The 22,304-nt window shown below is 53.4% G+C and carries 24 protein-coding genes and 1 pseudogene; 16 read left to right on the top strand and 9 right to left on the bottom strand.

Features of this window, described 5'->3' with window-relative positions:
• Window positions 1-145: 145 nt before the first annotated feature.
• Window positions 146-487 carry a helix-turn-helix domain-containing protein gene (locus ACFFLD_RS16450; protein ID WP_386042297.1) on the bottom strand — a complete coding sequence of 114 codons (342 nt, stop codon included), beginning with the start codon at window positions 485-487 and terminating at the stop codon, window positions 146-148.
• Between the two features lie 334 nt (window positions 488-821).
• Here ACFFLD_RS16450 and phnC point away from each other — a divergent pair, with 334 nt between their 5' ends.
• The 14 genes and pseudogenes from phnC to ACFFLD_RS16520 all read left to right on the top strand — a co-directional run.
• Entirely contained in the window at window positions 822-1,685 is an 864-nt protein-coding gene (gene phnC / locus ACFFLD_RS16455) for a phosphonate ABC transporter ATP-binding protein (protein WP_386042299.1), read from the top strand.
• A 62-nt stretch (window positions 1,686-1,747) separates the two neighbouring features.
• Complete coding sequence (phnD, locus tag ACFFLD_RS16460; protein WP_386042301.1) at window positions 1,748-2,767, top strand: phosphonate ABC transporter substrate-binding protein; 1,020 nt, start codon at window positions 1,748-1,750, stop codon at window positions 2,765-2,767.
• Between the two features lie 67 nt (window positions 2,768-2,834).
• Window positions 2,835-3,629: a phosphonate ABC transporter, permease protein PhnE gene (gene phnE, locus ACFFLD_RS16465; protein WP_386042303.1), complete on the top strand. Its 795-nt coding sequence runs from the start codon at window positions 2,835-2,837 to the stop codon at window positions 3,627-3,629.
• A gap of 35 nt (window positions 3,630-3,664) precedes the next feature.
• Entirely contained in the window at window positions 3,665-4,411 is a 747-nt protein-coding gene (gene phnF, locus ACFFLD_RS16470) for a phosphonate metabolism transcriptional regulator PhnF (protein ID WP_386042305.1), read from the top strand.
• Between the two features lie 41 nt (window positions 4,412-4,452).
• Window positions 4,453-4,902: a phosphonate C-P lyase system protein PhnG gene (gene phnG, locus ACFFLD_RS16475; protein WP_386042307.1), complete on the top strand. Its 450-nt coding sequence runs from the start codon at window positions 4,453-4,455 to the stop codon at window positions 4,900-4,902.
• A 2-nt stretch (window positions 4,903-4,904) separates the two neighbouring features.
• Entirely contained in the window at window positions 4,905-5,627 is a 723-nt protein-coding gene (gene phnH, locus ACFFLD_RS16480) for a phosphonate C-P lyase system protein PhnH (RefSeq protein ID WP_386042309.1), read from the top strand.
• Window positions 5,627-6,718, top strand: coding sequence for a carbon-phosphorus lyase complex subunit PhnI (locus ACFFLD_RS16485; RefSeq protein ID WP_386042311.1), 1,092 nt, complete (start codon window positions 5,627-5,629; stop codon window positions 6,716-6,718). Before phnH ends, ACFFLD_RS16485 begins: the two co-directional genes overlap by 1 nt.
• Entirely contained in the window at window positions 6,715-7,584 is an 870-nt protein-coding gene (locus ACFFLD_RS16490) for an alpha-D-ribose 1-methylphosphonate 5-phosphate C-P-lyase PhnJ (RefSeq protein ID WP_386042313.1), read from the top strand. Before ACFFLD_RS16485 ends, ACFFLD_RS16490 begins: the two co-directional genes overlap by 4 nt.
• Entirely contained in the window at window positions 7,581-8,444 is an 864-nt protein-coding gene (locus ACFFLD_RS16495; RefSeq protein WP_386042315.1) for a phosphonate C-P lyase system protein PhnK, read from the top strand. Before ACFFLD_RS16490 ends, ACFFLD_RS16495 begins: the two co-directional genes overlap by 4 nt.
• Before the next feature lie 40 nt (window positions 8,445-8,484).
• Window positions 8,485-9,243, top strand: a complete 759-nt coding sequence (phnL, locus tag ACFFLD_RS16500) for a phosphonate C-P lyase system protein PhnL (protein WP_386042317.1) — start codon at window positions 8,485-8,487, stop codon at window positions 9,241-9,243.
• The gene (locus tag ACFFLD_RS16505; protein WP_386042319.1) at window positions 9,240-10,388 is read left to right on the top strand and encodes an alpha-D-ribose 1-methylphosphonate 5-triphosphate diphosphatase; all 1,149 of its coding nucleotides are present in this window, start codon (window positions 9,240-9,242) and stop codon (window positions 10,386-10,388) included. Before phnL ends, ACFFLD_RS16505 begins: the two co-directional genes overlap by 4 nt.
• Entirely contained in the window at window positions 10,388-10,945 is a 558-nt protein-coding gene (gene phnN, locus ACFFLD_RS16510) for a ribose 1,5-bisphosphokinase (protein WP_386042321.1), read from the top strand. Before ACFFLD_RS16505 ends, phnN begins: the two co-directional genes overlap by 1 nt.
• Complete coding sequence (phnP, locus tag ACFFLD_RS16515; RefSeq protein WP_386042323.1) at window positions 10,927-11,748, top strand: phosphonate metabolism protein PhnP; 822 nt, start codon at window positions 10,927-10,929, stop codon at window positions 11,746-11,748. The genes phnN and phnP overlap by 19 nt, the downstream gene beginning before the upstream one ends.
• Window positions 11,749-12,089: 341 nt before the next feature.
• Window positions 12,090-12,446 (top strand): annotated as a pseudogene (locus tag ACFFLD_RS16520) (transposase); the annotation flags it as partial.
• Window positions 12,447-12,793: 347 nt separating this feature from the next.
• On the opposite strand, the gene ACFFLD_RS16525 reads toward ACFFLD_RS16520, so the two are convergent.
• The gene (locus ACFFLD_RS16525; protein ID WP_386042325.1) at window positions 12,794-13,702 is read right to left on the bottom strand and encodes a LysR substrate-binding domain-containing protein; all 909 of its coding nucleotides are present in this window, start codon (window positions 13,700-13,702) and stop codon (window positions 12,794-12,796) included.
• A gap of 37 nt (window positions 13,703-13,739) precedes the next feature.
• Window positions 13,740-13,925: a hypothetical protein gene (locus ACFFLD_RS16530; RefSeq protein WP_386042327.1), complete on the bottom strand. Its 186-nt coding sequence runs from the start codon at window positions 13,923-13,925 to the stop codon at window positions 13,740-13,742.
• 171 nt (window positions 13,926-14,096) lie between these two features.
• Between ACFFLD_RS16530 and hglS the strand changes: the two genes are divergently transcribed.
• Both hglS and ACFFLD_RS16540 read left to right on the top strand, forming a co-directional pair.
• Window positions 14,097-15,479, top strand: coding sequence for a 2-oxoadipate dioxygenase/decarboxylase HglS (gene hglS, locus ACFFLD_RS16535; RefSeq protein WP_386042870.1), 1,383 nt, complete (start codon window positions 14,097-14,099; stop codon window positions 15,477-15,479).
• A 596-nt stretch (window positions 15,480-16,075) separates the two neighbouring features.
• Entirely contained in the window at window positions 16,076-16,951 is an 876-nt protein-coding gene (locus ACFFLD_RS16540; protein WP_386042329.1) for an AraC family transcriptional regulator, read from the top strand.
• Between the two features lie 169 nt (window positions 16,952-17,120).
• Here the strand turns inward: ACFFLD_RS16540 and ACFFLD_RS16545 are convergent, their stop codons facing one another.
• The 6 genes from ACFFLD_RS16545 to ACFFLD_RS16565 form a co-directional block, all read right to left on the bottom strand.
• A complete protein-coding gene (locus ACFFLD_RS16545) occupies window positions 17,121-17,480 on the bottom strand; it encodes a hypothetical protein (RefSeq protein ID WP_386042331.1) in 360 nt (119 codons plus the stop codon).
• 607 nt (window positions 17,481-18,087) lie between these two features.
• A complete protein-coding gene (locus tag ACFFLD_RS20570) occupies window positions 18,088-18,174 on the bottom strand; it encodes a hypothetical protein (RefSeq protein ID WP_442861953.1) in 87 nt (28 codons plus the stop codon).
• A gap of 283 nt (window positions 18,175-18,457) precedes the next feature.
• Window positions 18,458-19,276 (bottom strand): M48 family metallopeptidase, encoded by an 819-nt coding sequence (locus ACFFLD_RS16550; RefSeq protein ID WP_386042333.1) that lies wholly within the window; start codon window positions 19,274-19,276, stop codon window positions 18,458-18,460.
• A gap of 195 nt (window positions 19,277-19,471) precedes the next feature.
• The gene (locus tag ACFFLD_RS16555) at window positions 19,472-20,779 is read right to left on the bottom strand and encodes an ATP-grasp domain-containing protein (protein ID WP_446753360.1); all 1,308 of its coding nucleotides are present in this window, start codon (window positions 20,777-20,779) and stop codon (window positions 19,472-19,474) included.
• 373 nt (window positions 20,780-21,152) lie between these two features.
• On the bottom strand, window positions 21,153-21,629 hold the full coding sequence (locus tag ACFFLD_RS16560) for a LabA-like NYN domain-containing protein (RefSeq protein WP_386042335.1): 477 nt from the start codon (window positions 21,627-21,629) through the stop codon (window positions 21,153-21,155).
• A 54-nt stretch (window positions 21,630-21,683) separates the two neighbouring features.
• A complete protein-coding gene (locus tag ACFFLD_RS16565; RefSeq protein ID WP_386042337.1) occupies window positions 21,684-22,268 on the bottom strand; it encodes an exopolysaccharide biosynthesis protein in 585 nt (194 codons plus the stop codon).
• Window positions 22,269-22,304: the final 36 nt, after the last annotated feature.

Below are 22,304 nucleotides of genomic sequence, written 5' to 3' on the forward strand. Positions count from 1 at the left end.
ATTTGTTTAGTTATCGGCACTTAGCCTGATTACTTTAGGAAAAGCTACGCTGCTCCTTTGCTATATATAGTCACAGCATACCTGTAATGTGCGACGCTATATGTCGCATGGTTAGGGCGTTAACAAGTCGAATCTGAAAAGTTGCCTATGTACTCAGTGCAGAACTCATAAATGTCGTCGATAAGGATTGCGAACGAGACCATCGCCTTCCGCGCGTTGGTAAGCTTTCCAAACTGGCTAATGTCAACTTGGGGGTAAAGCCACAGGCCAGACTGATGTTCATGATGCTATGTGGCGTTTTACTCAGCAACCAGCAAGCATGATCTAGGCGCCGAGCCAGGTACGCCTGCTGAGGCGATATCGCTAAATGACGGGCGAAGAGACGGTTGAGTCGTCTCCACGTAATACCTAGTTCGTTGGCAAGTGAGCGGATGCTTAACGGTGACTCCAGGTTGTCATCCCTCAAGGTGATGGCTCGTTGAAACATTGGAGCTTGGGGAATCGCTGGATCGCGCTGTCGGTACCCCGTCTTTAAAGCCAGACCTTAAAACCAATCTTTAAACAACATAGGAGCTAGAGGTGGATAACGCCAAGCGGGGTGGCCGGAGAGTGGTCGGATAACACTATGACGACCGGGTGACATACACGTTTCAAACGTGTGTCATTAAGAGATAAGCCCTTGATATTGGGTGAACGACACTGTTGGCGTTGCTTAGAGGAGGCTGGGGAGGGGCTGAAATTATCATCAAAATGACATTGTCTAGACAACTGGGGGTCATCTCCTTCAACCAGAATGGCGCTATTCCTAAAGGAGAAGCGCCATGTCTATTCCTACTATTAACGCTGAAGGCTTAAACAAGTCGTTTGGACACCGTCAGGTGTTAAATGACGTCAGCTTTCGCGTTGCAACAGGCGAGATGGTTGCGTTGATTGGGCCATCCGGCTCAGGCAAGTCCACGTTACTACGTCACCTTGTCGGTCTTACTTGTGGAAATCGCAACCAGGGTGGCCGTGTGTCGCTGATGGGACGTGAAGTGCAGACGAGCGGTCGTTTGCGCAGAGCCGCTCGCATCGAGCGCTGCCGTACCGGTTATATCTTTCAGCAGTTCAACTTAGTCGGTCGCCTCAGCGTACTGACCAATGTGCTGGTTGGGCAGTTGGGTAGCATGTCGCGGCTGCGAGCTCTCTGCGGCCGCTTTACCGATCAGGAGCGTCAGCGTGCGCGGGCTTGCTTGGCCCGAGTGGGGCTGGAAGAGCTCATTGATCAGCGCGCCAATACGCTTTCGGGTGGACAAATGCAGCGGGTGGCCATTGCTCGGGTACTCATGCAGGACGCCGAACTGATCCTGGCGGATGAGCCCATTGCTTCACTCGACCCGCGTAGTGCCCGGGAAGTCATGGAAATTCTCAGTCGTATCCATGCCGAAGACGGCCGCACTGTCGTCGTCACTCTTCATCAAGTCGATATAGCGCGTCGCTATTGCCACCGTGCCGTTGCTCTTAAGGGTGGCCGCCTGTACTTCGATGGCCCCATTAACGAACTCACCGATGAACGCCTACAAGCGCTTTATGAAAATGCCGATCTGGATGAGCTCCGCGCAAGCGAAGCCTCAAACGGCGAAGCGCTGCCCAGCGATCGCAGAGATAGAACGCCACCTACCGTCGTAACGCCGGTGCTGGGCTGATACCTGTGCCGATCACGTATGAAACCTGCCATTGATAACCCTATTACTCTGGAGAGACACCCATGACGTTTGAATATCGCCGTTTGGTTCTGCCGCTGTTGGCGGGAATTGGTCTGGTGGCTAGCGCTCAGCTTTTCGCCGCCGAAACACTCAAGTTTGGCATTATCTCCACCGAGTCGAGCCAGAACCAGCGGCCTATGTGGCAGCCGTTTCTAGATGATATGTCGCAGAGTCTCGGGGTAGAAGTTGAGCCTTTCTTTGCTACCGATTACGCCGCGGTGATCCAGGCAATGCGCTTCGATCAGATCGATCTCGCCTGGTACGGCAATAAGTCGGCAATGGAAGCCGTCGATCGTGCGGGTGGCGAGGTGTTTGCCCAGACGATTCCGGAGAATGGTGAGCCAGGGTATTGGAGCTTGATGATTGTGCATGAGGATAGCGACCTGCACAGCATCGAAGATGTTCTAGCTAATGCGTCTGACCTCACCTTTGGTAACGGCGATCCAAATTCAACGTCTGGCTACTTGGTGCCAGGTTACTACGTGTTTGCCAAGAATGGTGTGGATGCTTCCTCTGCCTTTAAGCGCACCTTGAACTCCAATCATGAAACGAACGCGCTTTCGGTTGCCAACCGTCAAGTCGATGTGGCGACCTTTAATACCGAGAGTATGGCACGCCTGGAGATCACTGCACCTGATAAAGCGGAGCAACTTCGCGTGGTGTGGACATCGCCGCTGATCCCTTCTGATCCCCTCGTATGGCGTAGCAACCTGCCCGAAGAGACCAAGGAGAACTTGCGAGACTTCTTCTTCAACTATGGCGAAAGCGATGAGCAGCAGGAAATTTTGGCCCCCCTGCAATGGAGTCATTTTGCTGTTTCCAGCAACGATAGCCTATTACCGATTCGTCAGCTTGAGCTGTTTAGCCAGCGTGCTGATATCGCCAATGATCAGAGCCTCTCTGACGCTGAGCGAGAAGCGCAGCTAACGGCGTTAGACGAGCAGCTGGATGAACTCAATCAACGCCTCGAGGAAATGGAGGAGGCTGAATCGGACGCTCCCTCTGTGGCCAACGCCGAATAACGTTCACGTGCTTAATTGATTATCGACGGCGGGGGAGCGCTGGCCGCCCCTCCAGCCCGGAGAGAACATGAATACTCACGCTTCTCAAATGACCGCACCGCTGCTGCGTCGACGCAGCTGGTTTTCGCTAATCGCATGGGGTGTGTTTTTGGGTGTGCTGGCCTGGTCCTGGCAGGGTGCCGAAATGCGCCCAAGCTTGCTGGTGACAAATGCTGACAACATGGCCACGTTGGCTGGGGATTTCTTTCCCCCCGAGTTCGGCAATCTTGGTCATTACATCAATCAAATGCTGGTAACGATCCAAATCGCTATTTGGGGCACATTGCTGGCCATCATTGTCGCGGTGCCCTGCAGCCTGCTCTGTTCCGAAAACTTGGTGCCCTGGTGGGTTTACCAGCCGATGCGTCGTCTCATGGACGGGTGCCGTGCCATCAATGAGCTGGTCTTTGCCATGCTGTTCGTGGTGGCCGTGGGGCTGGGGCCTTTTGCCGGCACGCTGGCACTGTTTGTACACACAACGGGTGTACTCGCCAAGCTCTTTTCAGAGGCAGTGGAAGCCAGCGATGCGGGCCCAATGGAGGGCATTCGCGTGACAGGGGCAGGGCGTATCGAGGAGATCACATTTGGCCTGATCCCTCAGGTGCTGCCGCTATGGATATCGGTCAGCCTTTACCGCTTCGAGTCGAATATTCGTTCTGCCACCGTACTCGGCATGGTGGGTGGCGGCGGCATTGGGGTAGCGCTGTGGGAAACCATGCGCGGATTTCAGTTCGCTGAAACCGCCACCATCATGCTGGTCATCATCGTCGCCGTCACGTTGCTTGATGTGGCCTCCCAGCGTTTACGCAAGCGTTTCATTTAGATTGGCAACCCAGCGTCTATTTGGCAGGAGTATAAATGTCTAGACAACTGATACAGCACCACCGTCAGGAAGCGAGCGAGCCTCGCTATCGCCAATTGGCCACGATTCTGGCCCAGGAAATTCGTAGCGACCATAGCGCCGGTGACCAGCTACCAAGCGAACAGGCATTGGCAAAACGCTTTGAGGTAAATCGCCATACGGTCCGCCGTGCGTTGGATGAGCTGGTCGCTGTCGGCATGGTGACTCGCCATCAAGGGTGGGGCACGCAAGTGGTAGATCGGCGATTGGACTACATGGTGAGCGCCGGCAGTAAAGTCACTCATAACCTGGCGGAATTGGGGCTTAACACCGAAACACGCTGTTTAGAACAAGGGCTTTTGCGACCGCCAGAAGCTATCGCTCAGCGCTTTGAACTGGCTGAGGGTGAGTGTCTGTTATGCGTGGATACGCTGCGGCTTGTGGAGGGTGCGCCGTTGCTTCATCTGCGTCATTGGTTCGATGCCTCCCGTGTGCCCGACTGGTGTGAGCGTTATCGCGGTGGCTCTACCCGCGCAGTACTTGACCAGTACTATGGTCTGCGACTCTCCCGTGCCGAAGTGCGACTGGAGGCAGTTCAGGCGGATCGTGACGATAGCCGCTTACTGCAATGCCCTCAGCTTGCGCCGCTATTGATTCTGACCAGCGACAACGTCGATGAATCACGGCGCTTGGTTGAAATTTCCGTCAGTCGCGCTCGGGCCGACCGTGTCGCCTACCACTTCGATTTTCCTAATGAGCGCTAACTCAAGGTCGGCCTTCACCGATCTGACAACGACGAGGGACAATGATGACTCCTGAACAGCGTCACCGCATTCTCGCGCTGACACCTTTAGAGCGTCTTAACGAAGGCTGGATGAAGCTCGGTATAAATGCGACTCATCGCTGCGTACGGGGGCCTGAAACCGGGATGGTCATGGTGCGTGGCCGTATAGGCGGGACGGGCAATGCTTTTAACCTGGGCGAGATGACCCTGACCCGTGTCAGCGTAGTGCTCGATGAAAATGCGCCAGATGGCGGCGATATCGGCCATGGCTGGGTCGCGGGGCGGAGCCATGAACACGCGGAGTTAATCGCCTTGATTGATGCTTGCGCGCACAAAACGCATTGGGCGCGACGCATCGATGCGGAGCTGATTGAGCCACTGACTCAGGCGCTCGCGGACGAACGCGCTGAGCGCTCCCAGCTTGCTGCGGCAACTCGGGTCGATTTCTTCACAATGGTGCGAGGGGAGTAGATATGCACGATATCACGATGGAACTCTTGTCGTCGGAGCAACCACCTCATGTGCCCAAGCCGCATCAATGGCCAGCATTCAAGGAAGCTGTTCATCACAGCCAGCAGCTGTTTCGACAAGTATTAAGCAGTATGGCCGAACCTGGCACCTTTACTGAGGTGGACCTGGCACCGCTACCGAAAGACGTTGCGACATCGCCCGCTGCCTGGGCAGTGCTACTTGTGCTGTGTGATCTGGATACACGGGTGTGGATTGCGGACGAACTAAACCGTGATGGTTTAGCCGAGGCTATCGCCTTCCATACTGGCGCACGCATTGTGAGTCGCGCGGAAGAGGCTGATTTTGCGCTTGTGATGCCATCGACCTGTCAGGCAATGCCGCGCTTTTCTGAAGGCAGCGATACCTACCCTGACCGAAGTACCACGCTCATCGTGGTGCTGGCGTCCTTGGCGGAAGGGTGCCGTGAGGCCAGCCGTCGCGGTACCACATGTTGGCAATTAAGCGGCCCCGGCATTTTAAACCAGCGAGTGCTTGAACTCGATGACACGGCTGAGGCGCTAATGCAGCGGCTAGCGCTCAACCGCGCAAGCTTTCCACTGGGTCTCGACACGATTCTCACCTCGGGATATTCCCTAACGGCCATTCCCCGAAGCACGCGTATCCAGAAGCCGTTGGAGGGTGCATCACCCACTCCCCTTACTCATCCAGCCAAGGAGCGCGTCTGATGTACGTTGCCGTTAAAGGAGGCGAGCAGGCCATTGCTAACGCCCACCGCTGGATGGCGGACCGCCGTCGAGGCGACCGACACCAGCCTGAACTGCAAACCGAACAGATTCGTGATCAGTTGGGGCTCGCGGTGGATCGCGTCATGGCAGAGGCTTCACTGATGGACGTTGAGCTTGCCGCATTGGCATTGAAGCAAGCCAGCGGTGACCTAACCGAAGCGGTGTTTCTGCTGCGTGCCTATCGAACCACGTTACCCCGGCTGGCCGACAGTGTGCCGCTCAAAACAGAGGCGATGCATGTCGAACGGCGTCTCAGTGCCGCCTTCAAGGATGTGCCTGGTGGGCAGGTGCTGGGGCCAACCTATGACTACACCCATCGACTGCTGGATTTCATGCTGCTGGCAGAAGGGGAGATTCCTGATCCGGAAAGAGCCCAGGCAGGGCTTGAGGCTTGCCCCCAGATTCTGGATTCGCTCGATGCCGAAGGGTTGATTGAAAAAGAGCTGGACGATGGCGCCGAGCCTTATGATATCACCAGAGATCCCCCGGATTTCCCCGTCGACCGAGCCACGCGTTTACAAATGCTAGCGCGAGGCGATGAGGGTTACTTGCTGGCGCTGGGCTACTCGACTCAGCGTGGCTATGGCCGCAACCACCCCTTCGCTGGCGAAATTCGTCAGGGCACCGTCGAAGTGGAAATCGAAGTGGAAGGCTTCAATGCTCCTCTCTGTATCGGTGAGGTCATGATCAGTGAATGCCAGATGATCAACCAGTTCGGCGGCAGCCGCGAAAAGTCGCCGCAGTTTACCCGCGGCTACGGTTTGGCCTTTGGTCGCAATGAGCGCAAAACCATGGCGATGGCGTTGATCGACCGTTCCTTGCGCGCTGAAGAGCTTGGCGAACCGGTACAAGGGCCTGCCCAGCAAGCCGAGTTCGTGCTTGCCCATGCCGATAACGTCGAGGCCTCGGGCTTTGTTTCTCACTTGAAGTTACCGCATTACGTCGATTTTCAGTCGGAGCTAGAGCTGTTGCGCCGCCTACGCCGGGAGCACGACCTCCGCGAACCCTCTGAGCAGGAGCGCCCCGTATGAGTCCCCGCGTTGATGACCAAGACGGTCAAGCTTATAGCGGTTATAACTTTGCCTACTTGGACGAACAGACCAAACGTATGATTCGCCGCGCGTTGCTAAAGGCTGTTGCGATTCCCGGCTATCAGGTGCCTTTCGGTGGTCGCGAGATGCCGATGCCCTATGGTTGGGGCACTGGTGGGATGCAGCTTACCGCCAGCATCCTGGGTGCGGACGACATACTTAAAGTGATTGATCAGGGCGCGGATGACACGACTAACGCCGTCAGCATTCGCACATTTTTCGAGCGTGTGGCTGGGGTTGAAACCACCACCAACACACGGGCGGCTAGCGTTATCCAGACGCGTCATAGAATTCCGGAACGCCCCCTTTCTCGACACCAGATCCTGGTGTTCCAAGTGCCCATTCCTGAGCCGTTGAGATTTATCGAACCGAGCGAAGAGGAAACTCGGGTGATGCACGCTCTCGAAGAGTACGGCGTGATGCATGTGAAGCTCTACGAAGATATTGCTCGCCATGGCCATATCGCCACTACCTATGCCTATCCGGTCAAGGTGGATGAACGCTATGTAATGGATCCCTCGCCCATTCCCAAGTTCGACAACCCTAAACTCGATATGAATGAGGCGCTTATGCTGTTTGGCGCTGGGCGTGAGAAGCGCCTTTACGCGATTCCCCCCTATACCCAGGTCAAGAGTCTCGATTTCGAGGATCACCCGTTCGAAATCCAGTCGTGGGATGAGGCATGCGCATTGTGCGGAGCGTCGGATAGCTACTTAGACGAAGTCATCACCGATGACCAAGGCGGGCGGATGTTCGTCTGCTCAGACACGGACTACTGCCAGCAATGTCGCGGGGAGGTGGCATGAAACGCCCACAGCTAATACGCCCTGCACTGCTTGAAGCACGCAATATCACTCGTCTATACGGCCCCAAACAGGGATGCGAAGCGATTGACTTCACACTGCATCAGGGTGAAGTGCTCGGTATTGTCGGTGAGTCCGGCTCGGGCAAGTCGACCTTGCTGAGAGTGCTTTCAGGGCTTGAAAAACCGGACAACGGCCAAGTGATTTATCACCGTTCTGAGCCATCCTTCCCTGAGCTTACTGGTACGGAGTCTACTAACCCCGAGCCTGCTCACGCCGGGTTAGCCACGGCCGAAGGGGCACTTGATCTCTACGCCATTAGCGAGGCACGCCGCCGCGCGCTACTGCGTATGGAGTGGGGGCTAGTGCATCAAAATCCCCGCGATGGTCTGCGTCTTGGTGTCTCCGCCGGGGCCAATGTGAGCGAGCGTCTGATGGCGTTGGGACAACGTCACTATGGCAATTTACGCGCCGCAAGCCAGGACTGGATGGGTCGCGTGGAACTGGACCCACTCCGTATCGATGATGCGCCACGTACCTTCTCTGGCGGGATGCAGCAGCGCTTGCAGATCGCCCGCACCTTGGTGACCGAGCCACGCTTAGTGTTCATGGATGAGCCCACCGGCGGGCTCGACGTGTCGGTACAGGCGCGCCTTCTCGACATGCTCCGCACCTTGACCCGGCAGCTTGGGTTGTCGGTGATCCTGGTGACACATGATTTAGCCGTTGCCCGCCTGCTGGCCCACCGACTGATGGTAATGCGGCAAGGTCGGGTTGTGGAGGCCGGTCTGACCGACCAGATTCTCGACGACCCGCAGCACGACTATACCCAACTACTCGTCTCATCGGTGTTAACACCATGAGCCGCACTGATGTTCAGGATCTCATGTTCAGGAGCCTGCTATGACGGCGATAAGGCAACCTTTTCTGAGCGCGTCGGCGCTCGACAAGTCTTTTGTGCTACACGCACAGAGTGGTCAGCAGTTAGATGTGATGCGCGGTCTCGAGCTGAGTCTTATGCCTGGTGAATGTCTTGTGCTGGCCGGGCGCAGTGGTATCGGCAAAAGCACGCTGCTCAAAATGGTGAATGGCAACTATCGCGTTTCCGCGGGTCGGTTGACGCTGCACTTTGATGACGGAGAGCTGGAGCTTTCCGACCTGCCCGCCCAGGCCTGGCACGTGCTTCGGCGCGATGTGATCGGCTATGTCAGTCAGTTTCTACGCGTGGTGCCCAGGGTCTCTGCGCGGCAGGTGGTGATGGAACCACTGCTATCGCAAGGCGTTGCGCTGGACGAAGCGTGTCGTCGAGCCGAGGCACTGCTGGCAAGGCTCAACCTTCCTAAGCGGCTATGGGATCTAGCACCGGGAACGTTCTCCGGCGGTGAACAGCAGCGTGTGAATATCGCTCGTGGCTTTATCGCCGAGCATCCGTTGCTGTTATTGGATGAGCCTACCGCCTCGCTGGATAGCGCCAACCGCGATGTGGTGGTTGAACTCATTCAGGAGGCCAAAGCGCGCGGTACGGCGATGCTGGGAATTTTCCATGATGAGGATGTGCGCGAACGTGTCGCTGACCGCCAATTGCCGCTGGAAGCGCATATGTTGAGAGCGGGTGATGCCTCAACCGCTGTGAACAATGATACCCAGGAGTCGCCACGATGAGAGCTAATGAACAGGTTCTGACCAACGCCCGCTTAGTGCTTGATGACGATATCGTGCGTGGCAGCTTGGTGATTCAGTCAGGGCGCATCAAGGCGATCGACCAGGGCGCCACTGCGCTGCCCAGTGCCATCGATTGCGAAGGCGATTTGCTGATTCCTGGGCTGATAGAACTGCATACCGATAACATGGAGAAATATTTTCAGCCGCGGCCCAAGGTATCGTGGCCATCGCGCTCAGCTGCTTTGGCTCACGATGCTCAGATGGCAGCAAGTGGTATTACCACGGTGTTTGATGCTGTCTCCATCGGCGATGTAGATGACCAAAGCATGCGCCAAGAGGCGCTATATCAAATGGTGGAAGCGCTAGCTGACATCAATCGCAGCGGCATGGCGCGGGTAGACCACCGTTTGCATCTACGTTGCGAGGTTTGCCACCCGGATACGCTGGCACGCTTTCAGTCCCTTGCGGATACACCTGAGCTTGGGTTGGTATCGTTGATGGACCACTCGCCGGGGCAGCGCCAGTTTGCCAGCCTCGACGCCTACCGGGTGTACTACAAGGGTAAACATGGTTTCGATGACGCTAGCCTTGATGCGTTCATTGAGCGCCAGCAGGGCTTTAGTGCTCAATACTCAAGTACCTACCGAAAAGCGATTGCTCAGGCCTGCCATGAGCGTGGCCTGGCACTCGCCAGTCATGACGACGCCACGATAGAGCACGTGGCCGAAAGCCTAGAATACGGCACCCAAGTGGCGGAGTTCCCCACCACCTTGGAGGCCGCCCATGCTTCTCACCACCACGGCATGGCCGTGATGATGGGCGCGCCTAATGTGGTACGTGGAGGCTCCCATTCGGGCAACATTGCTGCCAGCGAACTGGTGCGGCTCGGTGTGCTCGACATTCTTTCCTCGGACTACTACCCCGCTGCGCTACTCGATGCAGTCTTCCTGATCAGCAAGATGGAGGATGGCTATAACTTACCTCGTGCCGTCGCCTCTGCCTCACGAAAACCTGCCGAAGCGGTGGGCTTGAATGACCGTGGGCGCATTGCCGAAGGGTTGCGTGCCGACCTGATTCGTGTGCGTGAAGTCGATAGCCATCCTCTGGTTCAGAGAGTGTGGTGTGCCGGTAAGCAGGTGTACTAATGGGCCGCTTGATCTACCTGATGGGGGCTAGTGGCGTCGGTAAAGATTGTCTGCTGCAAGCGGCCCGCCGTGCGCATCCGGAATGGCTGGTAGCCCACCGCTATCTGACCCGGGAAAGTAGTGCCACCGAGGATTGCGTCGCGCTTAGCGATGCTGAGTTCTCGGTGCGCCGTGAGTTGGGGATGCTATGCCTGGCATGGCAGGCCCATGGGCTCAAGTACGGCGTTGGCGTAGAGGTCGAAGCGTGGCTCGGCAGAGGCACTACGGTGCTGCTTAACGGGAGCCGCCGAGCGTTGCCGATGGCGCTTGAACGCTTCGGTGATGCACTGGTGCCCGTCGTGATCACTGCACCCCCGGAAGTCTTGCGCCTTCGGCTGATGGGACGTGGGAGAGAGTCGATCGATGAGATTGAGCATCGACTCAAGCGCCATCAGGAAATGGAGCGTGAATTGATGGATGCCTTTCCTGGCGTCGCCCGAGTCAATAATGGAGGGCGACTTGCGGACAGCCTTACGGAACTGACAGCGGTGATCAAGGGATGTTCTGCTCAGGCTTAATCGCCTGGGACTTCATGGCGGGAGAGCAATTGATGGAGTTTCGTTTTGGCGGTACCGGCGATAGTGCCCAGGTGCCACGCTTTGGATGTGGCTGTGAGGCCTGCAGTCGGGCGAGAGTATTGACTAGCTTGCAGCGTGGTCCCTGCTCGGCTGAAGTGCGGGTCGATGGTAAGCTCTACTTGCTTGACGCTGGGCGCATGGACTTGGCGCACAGTTGCGAGATTGAACGTCCGTCGGCTTTTCTGATTACGCATTACCATGCCGACCATGTGCAGGGGCTTTTCCATTTGCGATGGGGAAGCGGAGAATCGATCCCCGTTTATGGCCCTAAGGATGCCCACGGCTGCGCCGATTTGTACAAAAATTCTGGGGTGCTGGATTTTCAGCCCGGACTCAAGCCTTTTAAAGCCATTAAATTCGAGAGCTTAACGGTGACACCCGTGCCGCTTAAGCATTCGAAACCAACGTTGGGCTACTGTCTTGACGACGGCGGAACAAGGCTTGCGTATCTCACTGATACCTGCGGTCTACCAACTGAAACGGAACGCTTTCTACGCAGTTGGAAGCCTGACGTGGTGGTGTTAGATGCCTGTTACCCAGCCACCTATCAGGCACCGCACAATCACAACACTATTACCCAGGCACTGGAGATTATCACCCGACTCGATCCCCCACGGACGTATCTCACTCACATTGGCCATGACTTAGACGCCGAGTGTTTGGCAAACCCTTCGCGTCTGCCCCTTAATGTGCGTATTGCCCGAGATGGCGAGAGCCTTAATGAGTGGATGGTATCGCCATAAAAGAAAGGAGTAGCTTGCTGTAGGGTCACGTGCAAATACTGACTTTAAATACCATTACTGCCGATGTTGGCCGACTATATAGAATATCTGTAAGGAAGCGCTGAACAATTCATTTCTGGGCAACTGAAGGTGTCAATGTGGCTCGAGTGTTGTCTCCGCGATCAATATTTAGCCACTACCGGTGGATTTATTACCGAACAGCCATGTTCCCGGCTGTCAGGTCGGATTTCAAGACCCACTAACCCCATGAGCGTGTTTCTGGCATCGTCTGGCTAGTACTAGGTTCTGTCTGTAAAGTCATGATTGCTATGCTGTCCCTGTGTGTTGAGCAGGATACCGTCATGGCAGGCCGTTACGAACTTACCGGTCAGAATGATCAAAGACATCGTTCTCCACCACAGACGATGGGACGTCCATGCCGAGATGATCGACTGAGGCTCAACGGTATTCTATGGATTCTCTGTCCCGGGGCACAATGGCGCGATTTGCCGGAGCGTTATGGCCCCTGGAAGACCATCTATCAGCGCTTCCGACGATACCTTCAGCCAGATACTGACTCGCTTACATCTCCGTCTGCGTGAAGATGGCTATATAGATCTCGACACATGGATGGTGGACTCAACCTCCATCAGAGCGACTAGGTCGGCCAGCGGTGTCGGCAAAAAGGGAGATCCATAGAGCTAGTGGATCATGCGCTCGACCTGACCTTTTTCCTAGATTAGTGTTACTGGCCCAATGAGATTCTCCTATCGGCCCCGTTCCCTAGCGTTTCACATACAACAGTACATTTGTCACTCAACCTTATTGAACCGACGTCTATCCATAATTGAATTACATTAAATGTAGCTAATGAGCATAGGGGACAATCTGGATGTTGATGACGACTTTTTAAAGGTGAAGGGCGTCATGCTCTACGCTGTTATGCTTAGAATGCCAGGCTTGAAACTGTTTTGGGCCTAATGATTGCTGGACTGTTATGCCGCACGGGTAACGCAATAGACCACTTCCCACCACCTTCCAAACACGTTGTAAAAATGCCGTTTCCTTATAACGCGCTTTGCTTCTCGGCATGGGAAAATTGAGTAATGTGTTCTACAAAGCGACGCACTTTAGCAAGCTCTCCTAGGTGTTCAGGATAAACAAGATAGTAAGCACTTTCGCTGAGCAACCTATACGGCCAGGCGAGCGTTAACCGCCCACCTTCCAGTTCTTCATCGACGGTAAAGTGAGGCACCAGCGCTACTCCTGCGCCTGCCATTGCCGTTCGCACCAGCATGGGAAAGGTCTCGAAGCGAGTACCATGATAGCTACGGTCAGTAATGATTTCTTGTTTTGCAAACCAATGATGCCAAGCGTCAGGACGTGTCGACAGGTGGAGTAGAGGTAATCGCGCTAAATCTTCAACTGCCTCAATGGGGTGCTGAGCCAGTAATGCTGGAGAGGCTACCGCGACCATGTCTTCATCAATAAGCTTATGACAAGCAAGGCTTGGCCAACTGCCATGCCCATAAAACAATGCGATATCGATATCCTGTTGCTCAAGGTCGAAATCTTCCACTCGGTCATGAAATTCCAAGCTAATGCCTGGGTTATCCGCTAGAAACATTGGCAGTTTATTGGCCAGCCAACGGCTACCAAAGCTAGGTAGCGTCGCAATTTTAAGAACCTCGCTGTTACCGCTGTAGGTCATTATCGCTTGCGTCGACATTTCAATTTGAGTGAGTACTTTGCGTACGTCACTTAAAAAAATGGCGCCTTCGGGGGTAAGCAACAGGCTACGTCGTACACGACGAAATAGCTTATGTTGCAAGGTGGTTTCGAGGTGGGCGACTTGTTTGCTGACAGCGCTTTGGGTGAGGTTTAGTTCGTCTGCTGCCCGAGTAAAACTCATATGTCGTGCTGCCGCTTCAAAACATTGCATAGCCGCAGTAGAAGGAAGTTTGCGTGATGCCAATCCGGCGCTCCTGATGACCTGAAAACCGCTCCGGCGACTAAGCACCAAGAGGAGGGTAGGCTTTTATAATAACTTGGTAGGCGAGCGACATGGCTTTCTGATGGCGCTCAAGTCGGCGCGGGTGACGCCAGCTCAACGTCACCATGGCAAGCCCTGCGACTAACAGTACCAGACGTTCCCAGAAAATGAAGACGTAAGTAAGAGTAAGTGAACTTACCCTCATCGATTTTATATACATTCCTTTTTGGCATGTGTTTGGCGTTTTTTTTCGTTTGTGATCTGCTATATGACCTTGTCTGATAAAGAAATACGCACGATTTTCAGGAATGTTGATGAGCCCACGCAAGGAGTGGGTGCGCATCTTTATCCCAACAATATGCAAGAGAGCAATGAAATGACCCAACCGGTATTTCTTTCAACCAATGATGTTCGTGACCGTTTCTCCAAGGCCATGTCGGCCATGTATCAAGCTGAAGTGCCTCAATACGGCACGCTGCTGGAACTTGTCGAACGTGTTAACCAAGAAACGCTGAACCAGCAGCCTGAGCTGCAACGTCGCCTGGAGGCACAGGGTGAACTGGCTCGTTTGAGCGTAGAGCGCCACGGGGCGATTCGCGTGGGGACTGCCGCAGAGCTTTCCATGCTACGCCGCCTGTTTGCCGTGATGGGAATGTATCCGGTTGGCTATTATGACCTTTCTGAAGCGGGCGTGCCGGTCCACTCAACCGCCTTCCGGCCCATCGAAGATGACGCATTAGCGATGAATCCTTTCCGCGTTTTTACCTCGCTACTGCGTTTAGAGCTTATTGAAAGTGAGTCAATGCGGCAGTGTGCTGACGAAATACTGACCAAGCGCGATATTTTTACCCCTGAGGCGCGTGCGCTCATCGAACGTCATGAAACCCAGGGTGGGCTAACCAGCGAAGAGACCGAACAGTTTATTAAAGAAGCGCTGGAAACCTTCCGCTGGCATCAAGATGCCACTGTCGATTTGGATACCTATCACGCGCTTCACGATGAGCATCGTTTGATCGCCGATGTGGTGTGCTTTCGTGGGCCGCATATTAATCACCTGACGCCACGCACCTTGAATATCGACGAAGTGCAGCGCCGTATGCCGGACGTAGGCATGAACCCCAAAGCGGTTATTGAAGGTCCGCCGCCTCGTGAATGCCCTATTTTGTTGCGCCAAACCAGCTTTAAAGCGTTAGAAGAATCGATTCGTTTTGCCGGGAATGCGCAAGGTACCCACACCGCTCGCTTTGGTGAAATCGAGCAGCGTGGGGTGGCGCTAACGCCGAAAGGCCGTGCACTTTATGACCAGTTGCTTAACGAAGGGCGCAAGCAGACGGCAGGACTGGATAACGAGGCACATCAAGCAGTAATGAAAAACGTATTTGCCAAGTTTCCTGACAGCGACGAGGCAATGCGCCGCGAAGGGCTAGCATACTTCCACTATCACCTTACTGACGCTGGCAAGGCGGCTAGCGGTGGTATGGAGGCTGGTATGGAAACTGATATGGATACATTGATCGCTAAAGGACTTGTGGAGGCGCAGCCCATTACCTATGAAGACTTCTTGCCGGTGAGTGCGGCGGGTATTTTTCAGTCCAATCTGGGAGGCGGTGAAAACGAAGCCTATGCCGGGAATGCTAATCGCGATGCTTTTGAGGAGGCCTTAGGTGTGCCCGTTACGGATGAACTATCGCTTTATGCCGAACGCGAGCAGGCGTCCAAGGAAAGTATAGTGAGGAGCCTTAACAAGACAGTTGGCTGATTAAAGGTTATTACAGGCACATGGACGTGCCAGTAGTTGGCCTATAAGTATTTGAAAAGATAAATTTGTGCCCCTCGGTGGCTTTTCCTTCTATCGAAACATTGGGCGTTGAGCGGTTGCGATGGCCGTGACGCTTCTTATCGCTATGGAATGCCAAACAAGCCATTATCGTGACTGAGTAGCCAACTGAATATCCAGTCTTTGAGTACCCCAAGAGGCCAAGAATTACGCTTGATCAGCAAGGTCTTTGGGTAATGTTATGACTGGTGAGTAGCTAAGGTTTGCACATTACTACGAAAGTCTTGCCTAATCCTCTTTTTTATGAGTAAAGCTAAATTAAGTAACGACGCTTAATATTAACCAATAACATCGAAATAGTGCCTTTACGGCATAGATTTGAACGATTTTTTACTCCTCATCATCCAATTCTTTGAAGTGTTCCTTAGCGGCTATGGTTTACCTAATCCTATATACTGTGTTCACGTATTTAGAGGTTAGTCATGAACACCATACCCTATCCAAATTATATTTCAGTTCCAGCCCGGTTAACTGCTGCGCCCCTGTGCCGACAACTTGCCGATCTCGTCTCGAGCCGAATGAGCGAAGAAGGTCTGTATGAAACGGATATTCCGGGGTTAAACCTGTTTCGCGCAGATGCGCCTACCAGCTGTATGTCAACAGTCTACGAACCATCGCTCTGCATCATTGCTCAGGGACGCGAGATTGTACAACTGGGGGATCGAGAGATCGTCTACGGCGCTCTCAGTTATATGGTTTCCAGCGTCGACCTCCCGGTTAACAAGCTGGTGGTTGATGCCTCGCCGGAGAACCCCTTTCTAGCCGTCAAGATCAAGATTGACCCTATCGATATCGCCGAACTGGTTCTGCAGTTGGGGGATGGACCTCAAGATAGCAAGCCCATTAATGCTCCTCATTCAGCCTGCGGTATGTGTGTCGCCCAAGTTGACCTGGGGATTCTGGATGCAATGACTCGACTCGTTCGATTGCTTGACTCACCCAACGATGCCCGTGTGCTGGCGCCACTGATTCAGCGCGAGATCGTTTACCGAGCGCTGATGGGTGAGATGGGCTCTCGCATGCGTGAATTCGCCTCAGTCGACAGTCAGTCAAACCGTATTTATCAGGTGATCTCGATACTCAAGGAGCGCTTTGCCGAACCGCTGCGGGTACGGCAATTGGCGGAAGAGGTGAACATGAGCGAATCTGCTCTATATCATAGCTTCAAGCAGGTCACGTGCATGTCACCGCTGCAATTCCAGAAGAAGCTACGACTGCACGAGGCGCGCTTATTGATGCTCAAGGAAGGGCTGGAGGCCTCCACGGCAAGCTATCGGGTCGGTTATGAAAGCCCGTCGCAATTCAGCCGCGAATATAGTCGCATGTTTGGCGCACCGCCACGCACCGATATGATCAAGTTACGTGGCGAAACACATTTAAGCATGCACGCTTAGATCGTTTTTTCTAAAGCATTATCTTTGTAGCAGAGGCGTTATAGCTGTAAGTTACTTATCTCGTTGCTCATCTAGTTGTTTAGATATACGAACGGGCCACCCCATGGGGTGGCCCGTGTCGTTTGCGCAACTCTAAGTAAAACATTGGCGCAATATAGCGACGCTGCTTTTAGCCGCGTGTACCGCGTACTAGGTTGTCAGCATGGTCGGTATGAGCAATCTCTTGAGACATGCCTTGATTGTCTTCAATCTCAACACGCTCACGATATAGTGCTTCACGTGTGCCGCCCAGTGCAGGACTACCAACCTCGAAAGTCGTGCGGTATGCTTGGTTACCCTGGTACTCAGCGGCTTGGCCATTTTCCGCCTCAACGCGGTACTGAGGGCTGCCTTCACGCGTGCCGCCGTGGATGGGGCTGCTAGTGTCGTAGTTAGTGTGGGTTGACTCTGCGGCAGTTGCTTGAACAGTCATGCCCAAGATTAAAGCGCTAGCGGTGATCGTCTGCATAATGATAGTGGCGTACTTCATGAAATTACTTCCTCTCTTTTTGAATGACATATCCGCGTAACCTTAAGAGTGCAATCTATATGTCTGTTCGCTTTGAACGAGTGGCATATGTCGCGGTAACGCTTAGGTGGCGGTATGTTTTGGCCGTTACGACCTTGAGAGAAATGATAGAGGGGGAGGGGCACTAACAATAGGCGTATTCCTCGCTGAAGATTGCCTATTCCTGTTAATCTGTAACTTTGATGTGATTATTCGAGATATATTGCGCTTCTTGATAGCCCATATGAATTGACGAGATAGCCAAGATTTATCAGTGTCGAGCCGCGACTTCTTAAAGTCAATTATTCTTTCAGGCTCTATTAAAGAGTGAGCACTGGTTACTGCTTTCCAGACCTTTTATAACAAATAATGACAAGCAGTTAATACTAGACCATCGTCGTGAAGGTCACGTGAGTGGTTTAGTACGGGGCTTCCAGAGCCAGATATAGGTATTGTGTGATGGGCGGGCCCAATAGAAAGCCCCCCACTTGTTGTCAGACGGTAGGTGCCCAATCTCCTTGAGGGTAGGATTAGGCTCTAACGGGTAGTGCTACTCAGCAGTGCGGCATGGTAGGTGGAAAGGTGCTATCTAGAAAATCAACATAAGCAGCCCAATAACCACTAATAGACCTATCAAAAAAATGATGCCTGCGGTGCTAGCCAAAAACTTCAACATAAAACCTCTCCTTGAACCTTTCAGTTAACTCTTCTTTGAGCTAACAGTTTAAGAAATAATGACTTTCCAGTGATATAAGCGATCATTTGACCATGCCCGCGATTATCATGGTCGTGTCATCATCTTTCCGACTATCATTTTTAAGATAGGAGCCAAGGCCGCATTGTGCAAACACGTCATGCTGGTCGTTGGGCTAGCCATAAGCTGCTGGCGTAATATCGGTAAGCGACTCCCACGCAGTTGCGTAGAAGAGACGCGCTGCACTTGTGTGTCTAACGGTTATCTAGCCAGTGCAGTCAGCTCGGGTGACGCCTCGGTAGGTGGTTTCGGCGTCTTCCATGGCTAGTTGCAATGCCTTGATGCGCGATCCATGGGCGGGGTGAGTCGATAGAAATTCAGGGGGCTGGCCACCGCCAGCGGCGGCCATGTTGCGCCATAGCGACACGCTTTGTCGTGGATCGAATCCTGCTCGGGCCATGATCGCCAAGCCCATCAGGTCGGCTTCTTCCTCGTGGGCGCGGCTGAACGGTAGGCTGATGCCAAGCTGAGCGCCAAGGCCTAACGCCTGCATCAATTGTTGATGCCCTAGTTCGCCCTCACCAAAAAGACCAACCAGTAGCAGTCCGGCCTTAATACCAAGCTGTTGTGTCAGACGCTCATTGCCATGATCAGCCAATACGTGGCCCACCTCGTGACCGATCACCGCCGCCAACTGCGCTGAGTTTTCGGCTACGTCCAGCAAGCCGGTATGCACACCGATACGTCCGCCCGGTAAGGCGAAGGCATTGGGTGAGGGATCCTCAAATACGGCAATTTCCCAGGTGTCGGGCAGGTCAGCGTTTGGGTAGATAGCCTCGGCGGCGGCGACAATTTCACGAGCCACGCACTGCACTTGGCGGTTAACGGGCGCGCTTCGGGAGATCGGTTGATCACGGCGCAACTGCTCGAAGGTATCCTCACCCATTTGTGCCATCAGGTGTTCAGGTATGAGTGCTAGCTGGGAGCGGCCGGTTGGCGTTTCATCGCAGCCGACTAGCAGCAGTAGGGAGAGCATTAGTAGGGGAAACATTGATAACCGGCGCAGCAGAAATCTCAGATGCATTACATCTCTCATCATTATGCCAAGCGAACCTATCTTGGCCTTTACCAACAGGAGAGGCAGACCTTACGTGTAGAGGCGCCTCTGTACGGTTGACAGAACGCTAGCAAAAAGCAGGGCGCCGTGTCAGCCTCTTGAGATTTTTTATCTCAGGTGCTGACACGGCGCCCTTGGTGGAGCTGTTACTTTAACGAAACGTTAGACGTAGAAATCCAAGTCCTCTTGGGCTTTGAGTAGATCACGCATCTTGATGGGGTCGTCACCAAAGAAGAAGACCAAGCCCCAATGCGTGCCGAAGGCAGAGCGGTCAGGAACGGTCTCTTCCGCGGGTGCCACTAATTCATGTGATTCAAAATAGGGATGCTCAATCGTTTCTTTGGGCATTTCCAGTTTACTGACCACACGACGGCGTGGGTATACACCGAAACAGCCTGCGTAGCCCTTCGCGTCGACCACTTCGCGAGGGAAGAAGGCGTCGACTTCCTCTTTCGTGCTTTTCGGATCGAAAACGAGCATGGAAGCCTGATAGGCGTTAAATCCATAGGCCTTTTCAATCAGTTCGAACGCCTTGAAGCCGGGCGGGCGGTAGGCAACTTCGCCAAAGTACATCTCGCCATCCGCCGTAACGAAGTACTCAGGGTGGATCAGGCCAAACTGGATATCGAATGTTTTGATCAACAATTCAATCTGCTTGGTGATCGCGTTGCGCCAGCTTTCGAGTTCGGCCGTCGCGGGTACGAAGACTGAATAGCCCAACGTGACGTATTCCGAAATATTCAGGAACTGGATTTTGCCATCGTGAATCCAGGCCTCAACCGCGAACTCCCAGCCGCTCAGGTGACTTTCCATCAGCAGCGGGTATTCTTCGTCCGGAATATTATCGATTTCTTCGATACTGCGGATCATTCGGTGGCCGAGACAACCGGCTTTGTCGAACGCCTTGACGTGAATCGGGTCGTCCGGATCGCCATCCAGTTTGAGCAGCGTCTGGTTGACGCGCTTCATAAAGCGAACGATGTCTTCTTTTTCGTGCGCTTCTTCGAAGATTCCGACACGGATGCCGCCAAGTTGAGCGCGACGCTTCATGAGCGCTTTGTCGCGAAACAGTATGGACTGCCCATACATGCGAGGGCTGTCGAGGAGGACAGAGTTAATCGCGCCGGACCATTCCACGGTTTCTTCAAACAGTGGAATAGCGACATCGACGCCTTCCTCTTTCAATTTCTCGGCGATTTCCATGGACCGATCATTCAGTCGAATAAAATCCCACGAAATAAAGGGGATATTGTTGGCGGTGCAAAAATCCTCGGCCCATTCCGGCGCAACCACAATATAACGGCGGTCGAATTTTTGTGCCGCCTTGATGGCATTGACGCTCCAACCAAGCAGGGCGATGTAGCCTTTGTTGGGATCCTTGGGAGTTTCGGTGCCTTTGACCGAGTCCATTTCTGGGTCACGCCAAGCGGTTACTGACTCGGGTAATTGCTTTTCTGATGTCATTGTCATGCCTTACTCTCCCTTGCTGGTTCGTCCTGACTGACCGCGCCGACATTGAGGCTCACTAGATGACTAAGCCGTGCCAGGGGATTAAAAAGGCGGTTGAATAAGCCAGCACTTGCGCAAATTTAATCAAGCCCATCTACCTATAAAGCTAGTCGCTTTGGTTACAATTAGCAAATCTCATGTAACTAAAAGTAACCTGCGGTTGTGTTGCTATCTTGGAAGGAAACTTCGCATAACCGTTAATTAGATAAGTTTAAACTAACGATGCTGGGCATGAGCGATGCTGGAAACGAGCGTTGTAGGAAATGAACGGTGCGCTGTGTTATCGCTAAAAGTGTTTTATTTATTTAATGCTACTTATTAATCCTGTGGATTATTAACTTAGAAGAAGTCTTTTGTCGATGGCGATAAACTCACTGGCTGCGTTTATTAGCGACGCCGCGGTTAACTGAGGAACACCATAAACTTCGACTCTCTTGCCATGCTTAAGGCGTACTTTGTTGGCTAAAAGATCAAAGTCGCCATCCCCTGACACCAGCACGATAACATCTGCTTTTTCAGCATGATCAATAACATCAAGGGCGATGCCTACATCCCAGTCGCCCTTTGCGGAGCCATCTGCGCGTTGTATAAAAGGTTTCAGCTTTACGTCAAAGCCTATGGCGCTAAGGATGTTCTGGAATTGACGTTGCTTTTGATCACCTTTATCAATGGCATAACAATAGGCGCTGATAACATCTCGGTTAGCGGTGGCCTGAGCCCAGAATTTATTGTAATCAAAGTTTTTCCCGTAGGCTTCTCGCACGGTGTAATAGACATTTTGCACATCAACAAAAATCGCCACCTTTAGCATCACATTACCTGTTTATATCCATCGTTATGTAGCGTAGCTATTAAGCCCTGATAATCACAGCAGGTTCATAATTAACAGCGAAAACGTAATGCCGAATACCGCTATCGCTAGCAGCACCAACAGCCCATCATGCACGACTAACGCAAGCCCTAACGCGAGTAATGCTAGCCCAGCGGCCGACGATGAAAACGGTACCAGCTCCATAAACGGCATACACAGGCCAACGATGACGCATAGCGCAGCAATGGCATAGCTACCGCCATGATTTACTAAAAAAGTGAGCCGCGGCTTGAGAACCCGGTCTATCGCGCGTGCTGGCTTGCTAAGCCAGTTTAACGCCTTCTGCAGCTTGCTGTGTTCAACCGAGCGATTGAGAATGTATTTCGGCAACCAAAATTGCTTCCGGCCGATCAGCATCTGAACGGCGACCAATAATACGAACGCCGCCATAAAGATCGACATGCCGGGCACGCCACTCAGTGGTGAAAAAAGCGTGATGCCGATCAGCATCAATAATGGCCCAAATGAGCGGTTGCCAACGGAGTCGACCACCATCCCGATCGACACCTGGTGGTTATGACGAGCCAGTTCGCCAATTCGATCAAGCAGTTGCTCTAGGTTTTTTAACGGCTGGTTCATCATTGATCTCTGTAAAATGGGCCGGCTGCCTTCCCT

This window comes from Vreelandella sulfidaeris (assembly GCF_042429665.1).
In the GTDB taxonomy this organism is placed as follows: Bacteria; Pseudomonadota; Gammaproteobacteria; order Pseudomonadales; family Halomonadaceae; genus Vreelandella.

Bases quoted from the DNA above. Each gene is read 5' to 3' on its own strand.
- phnN (WP_386042321.1), top strand. From the start codon at position 10,388: ATGGGCCGCTTGATCTACCTGATGGGGGCTAGTGGCGTCGGTAAAGAT.
- ACFFLD_RS16450 (WP_386042297.1), bottom strand. From the start codon at position 487: ATGTTTCAACGAGCCATCACCTTGAGGGATGACAACCTGGAGTCACCG.
- ACFFLD_RS16545 (WP_386042331.1), bottom strand. From the start codon at position 17,480: ATGAAGTACGCCACTATCATTATGCAGACGATCACCGCTAGCGCTTTA.
- ACFFLD_RS16505 (WP_386042319.1), top strand. From the start codon at position 9,240: ATGAGAGCTAATGAACAGGTTCTGACCAACGCCCGCTTAGTGCTTGAT.
- ACFFLD_RS16490 (WP_386042313.1), top strand. From the start codon at position 6,715: ATGAGTCCCCGCGTTGATGACCAAGACGGTCAAGCTTATAGCGGTTAT.
- phnD (WP_386042301.1), top strand. From the start codon at position 1,748: ATGACGTTTGAATATCGCCGTTTGGTTCTGCCGCTGTTGGCGGGAATT.
- ACFFLD_RS16555 (WP_446753360.1), bottom strand. From the start codon at position 20,779: ATGACAATGACATCAGAAAAGCAATTACCCGAGTCAGTAACCGCTTGG.
- ACFFLD_RS16565 (WP_386042337.1), bottom strand. From the start codon at position 22,268: ATGAACCAGCCGTTAAAAAACCTAGAGCAACTGCTTGATCGAATTGGC.
- phnL (WP_386042317.1), top strand. From the start codon at position 8,485: ATGACGGCGATAAGGCAACCTTTTCTGAGCGCGTCGGCGCTCGACAAG.
- hglS (WP_386042870.1), top strand. From the start codon at position 14,097: ATGACCCAACCGGTATTTCTTTCAACCAATGATGTTCGTGACCGTTTC.
- phnH (WP_386042309.1), top strand. From the start codon at position 4,905: ATGCACGATATCACGATGGAACTCTTGTCGTCGGAGCAACCACCTCAT.
- ACFFLD_RS20570 (WP_442861953.1), bottom strand. From the start codon at position 18,174: ATGTTGAAGTTTTTGGCTAGCACCGCAGGCATCATTTTTTTGATAGGT.
- phnC (WP_386042299.1), top strand. From the start codon at position 822: ATGTCTATTCCTACTATTAACGCTGAAGGCTTAAACAAGTCGTTTGGA.
- phnG (WP_386042307.1), top strand. From the start codon at position 4,453: ATGATGACTCCTGAACAGCGTCACCGCATTCTCGCGCTGACACCTTTA.
- ACFFLD_RS16540 (WP_386042329.1), top strand. From the start codon at position 16,076: ATGAGCGAAGAAGGTCTGTATGAAACGGATATTCCGGGGTTAAACCTG.
- phnP (WP_386042323.1), top strand. From the start codon at position 10,927: ATGTTCTGCTCAGGCTTAATCGCCTGGGACTTCATGGCGGGAGAGCAA.
- ACFFLD_RS16530 (WP_386042327.1), bottom strand. From the start codon at position 13,925: ATGAGGGTAAGTTCACTTACTCTTACTTACGTCTTCATTTTCTGGGAA.
- ACFFLD_RS16495 (WP_386042315.1), top strand. From the start codon at position 7,581: ATGAAACGCCCACAGCTAATACGCCCTGCACTGCTTGAAGCACGCAAT.
- ACFFLD_RS16485 (WP_386042311.1), top strand. From the start codon at position 5,627: ATGTACGTTGCCGTTAAAGGAGGCGAGCAGGCCATTGCTAACGCCCAC.
- ACFFLD_RS16560 (WP_386042335.1), bottom strand. From the start codon at position 21,629: ATGCTAAAGGTGGCGATTTTTGTTGATGTGCAAAATGTCTATTACACC.
- phnF (WP_386042305.1), top strand. From the start codon at position 3,665: ATGTCTAGACAACTGATACAGCACCACCGTCAGGAAGCGAGCGAGCCT.
- phnE (WP_386042303.1), top strand. From the start codon at position 2,835: ATGAATACTCACGCTTCTCAAATGACCGCACCGCTGCTGCGTCGACGC.
- ACFFLD_RS16550 (WP_386042333.1), bottom strand. From the start codon at position 19,276: ATGCATCTGAGATTTCTGCTGCGCCGGTTATCAATGTTTCCCCTACTA.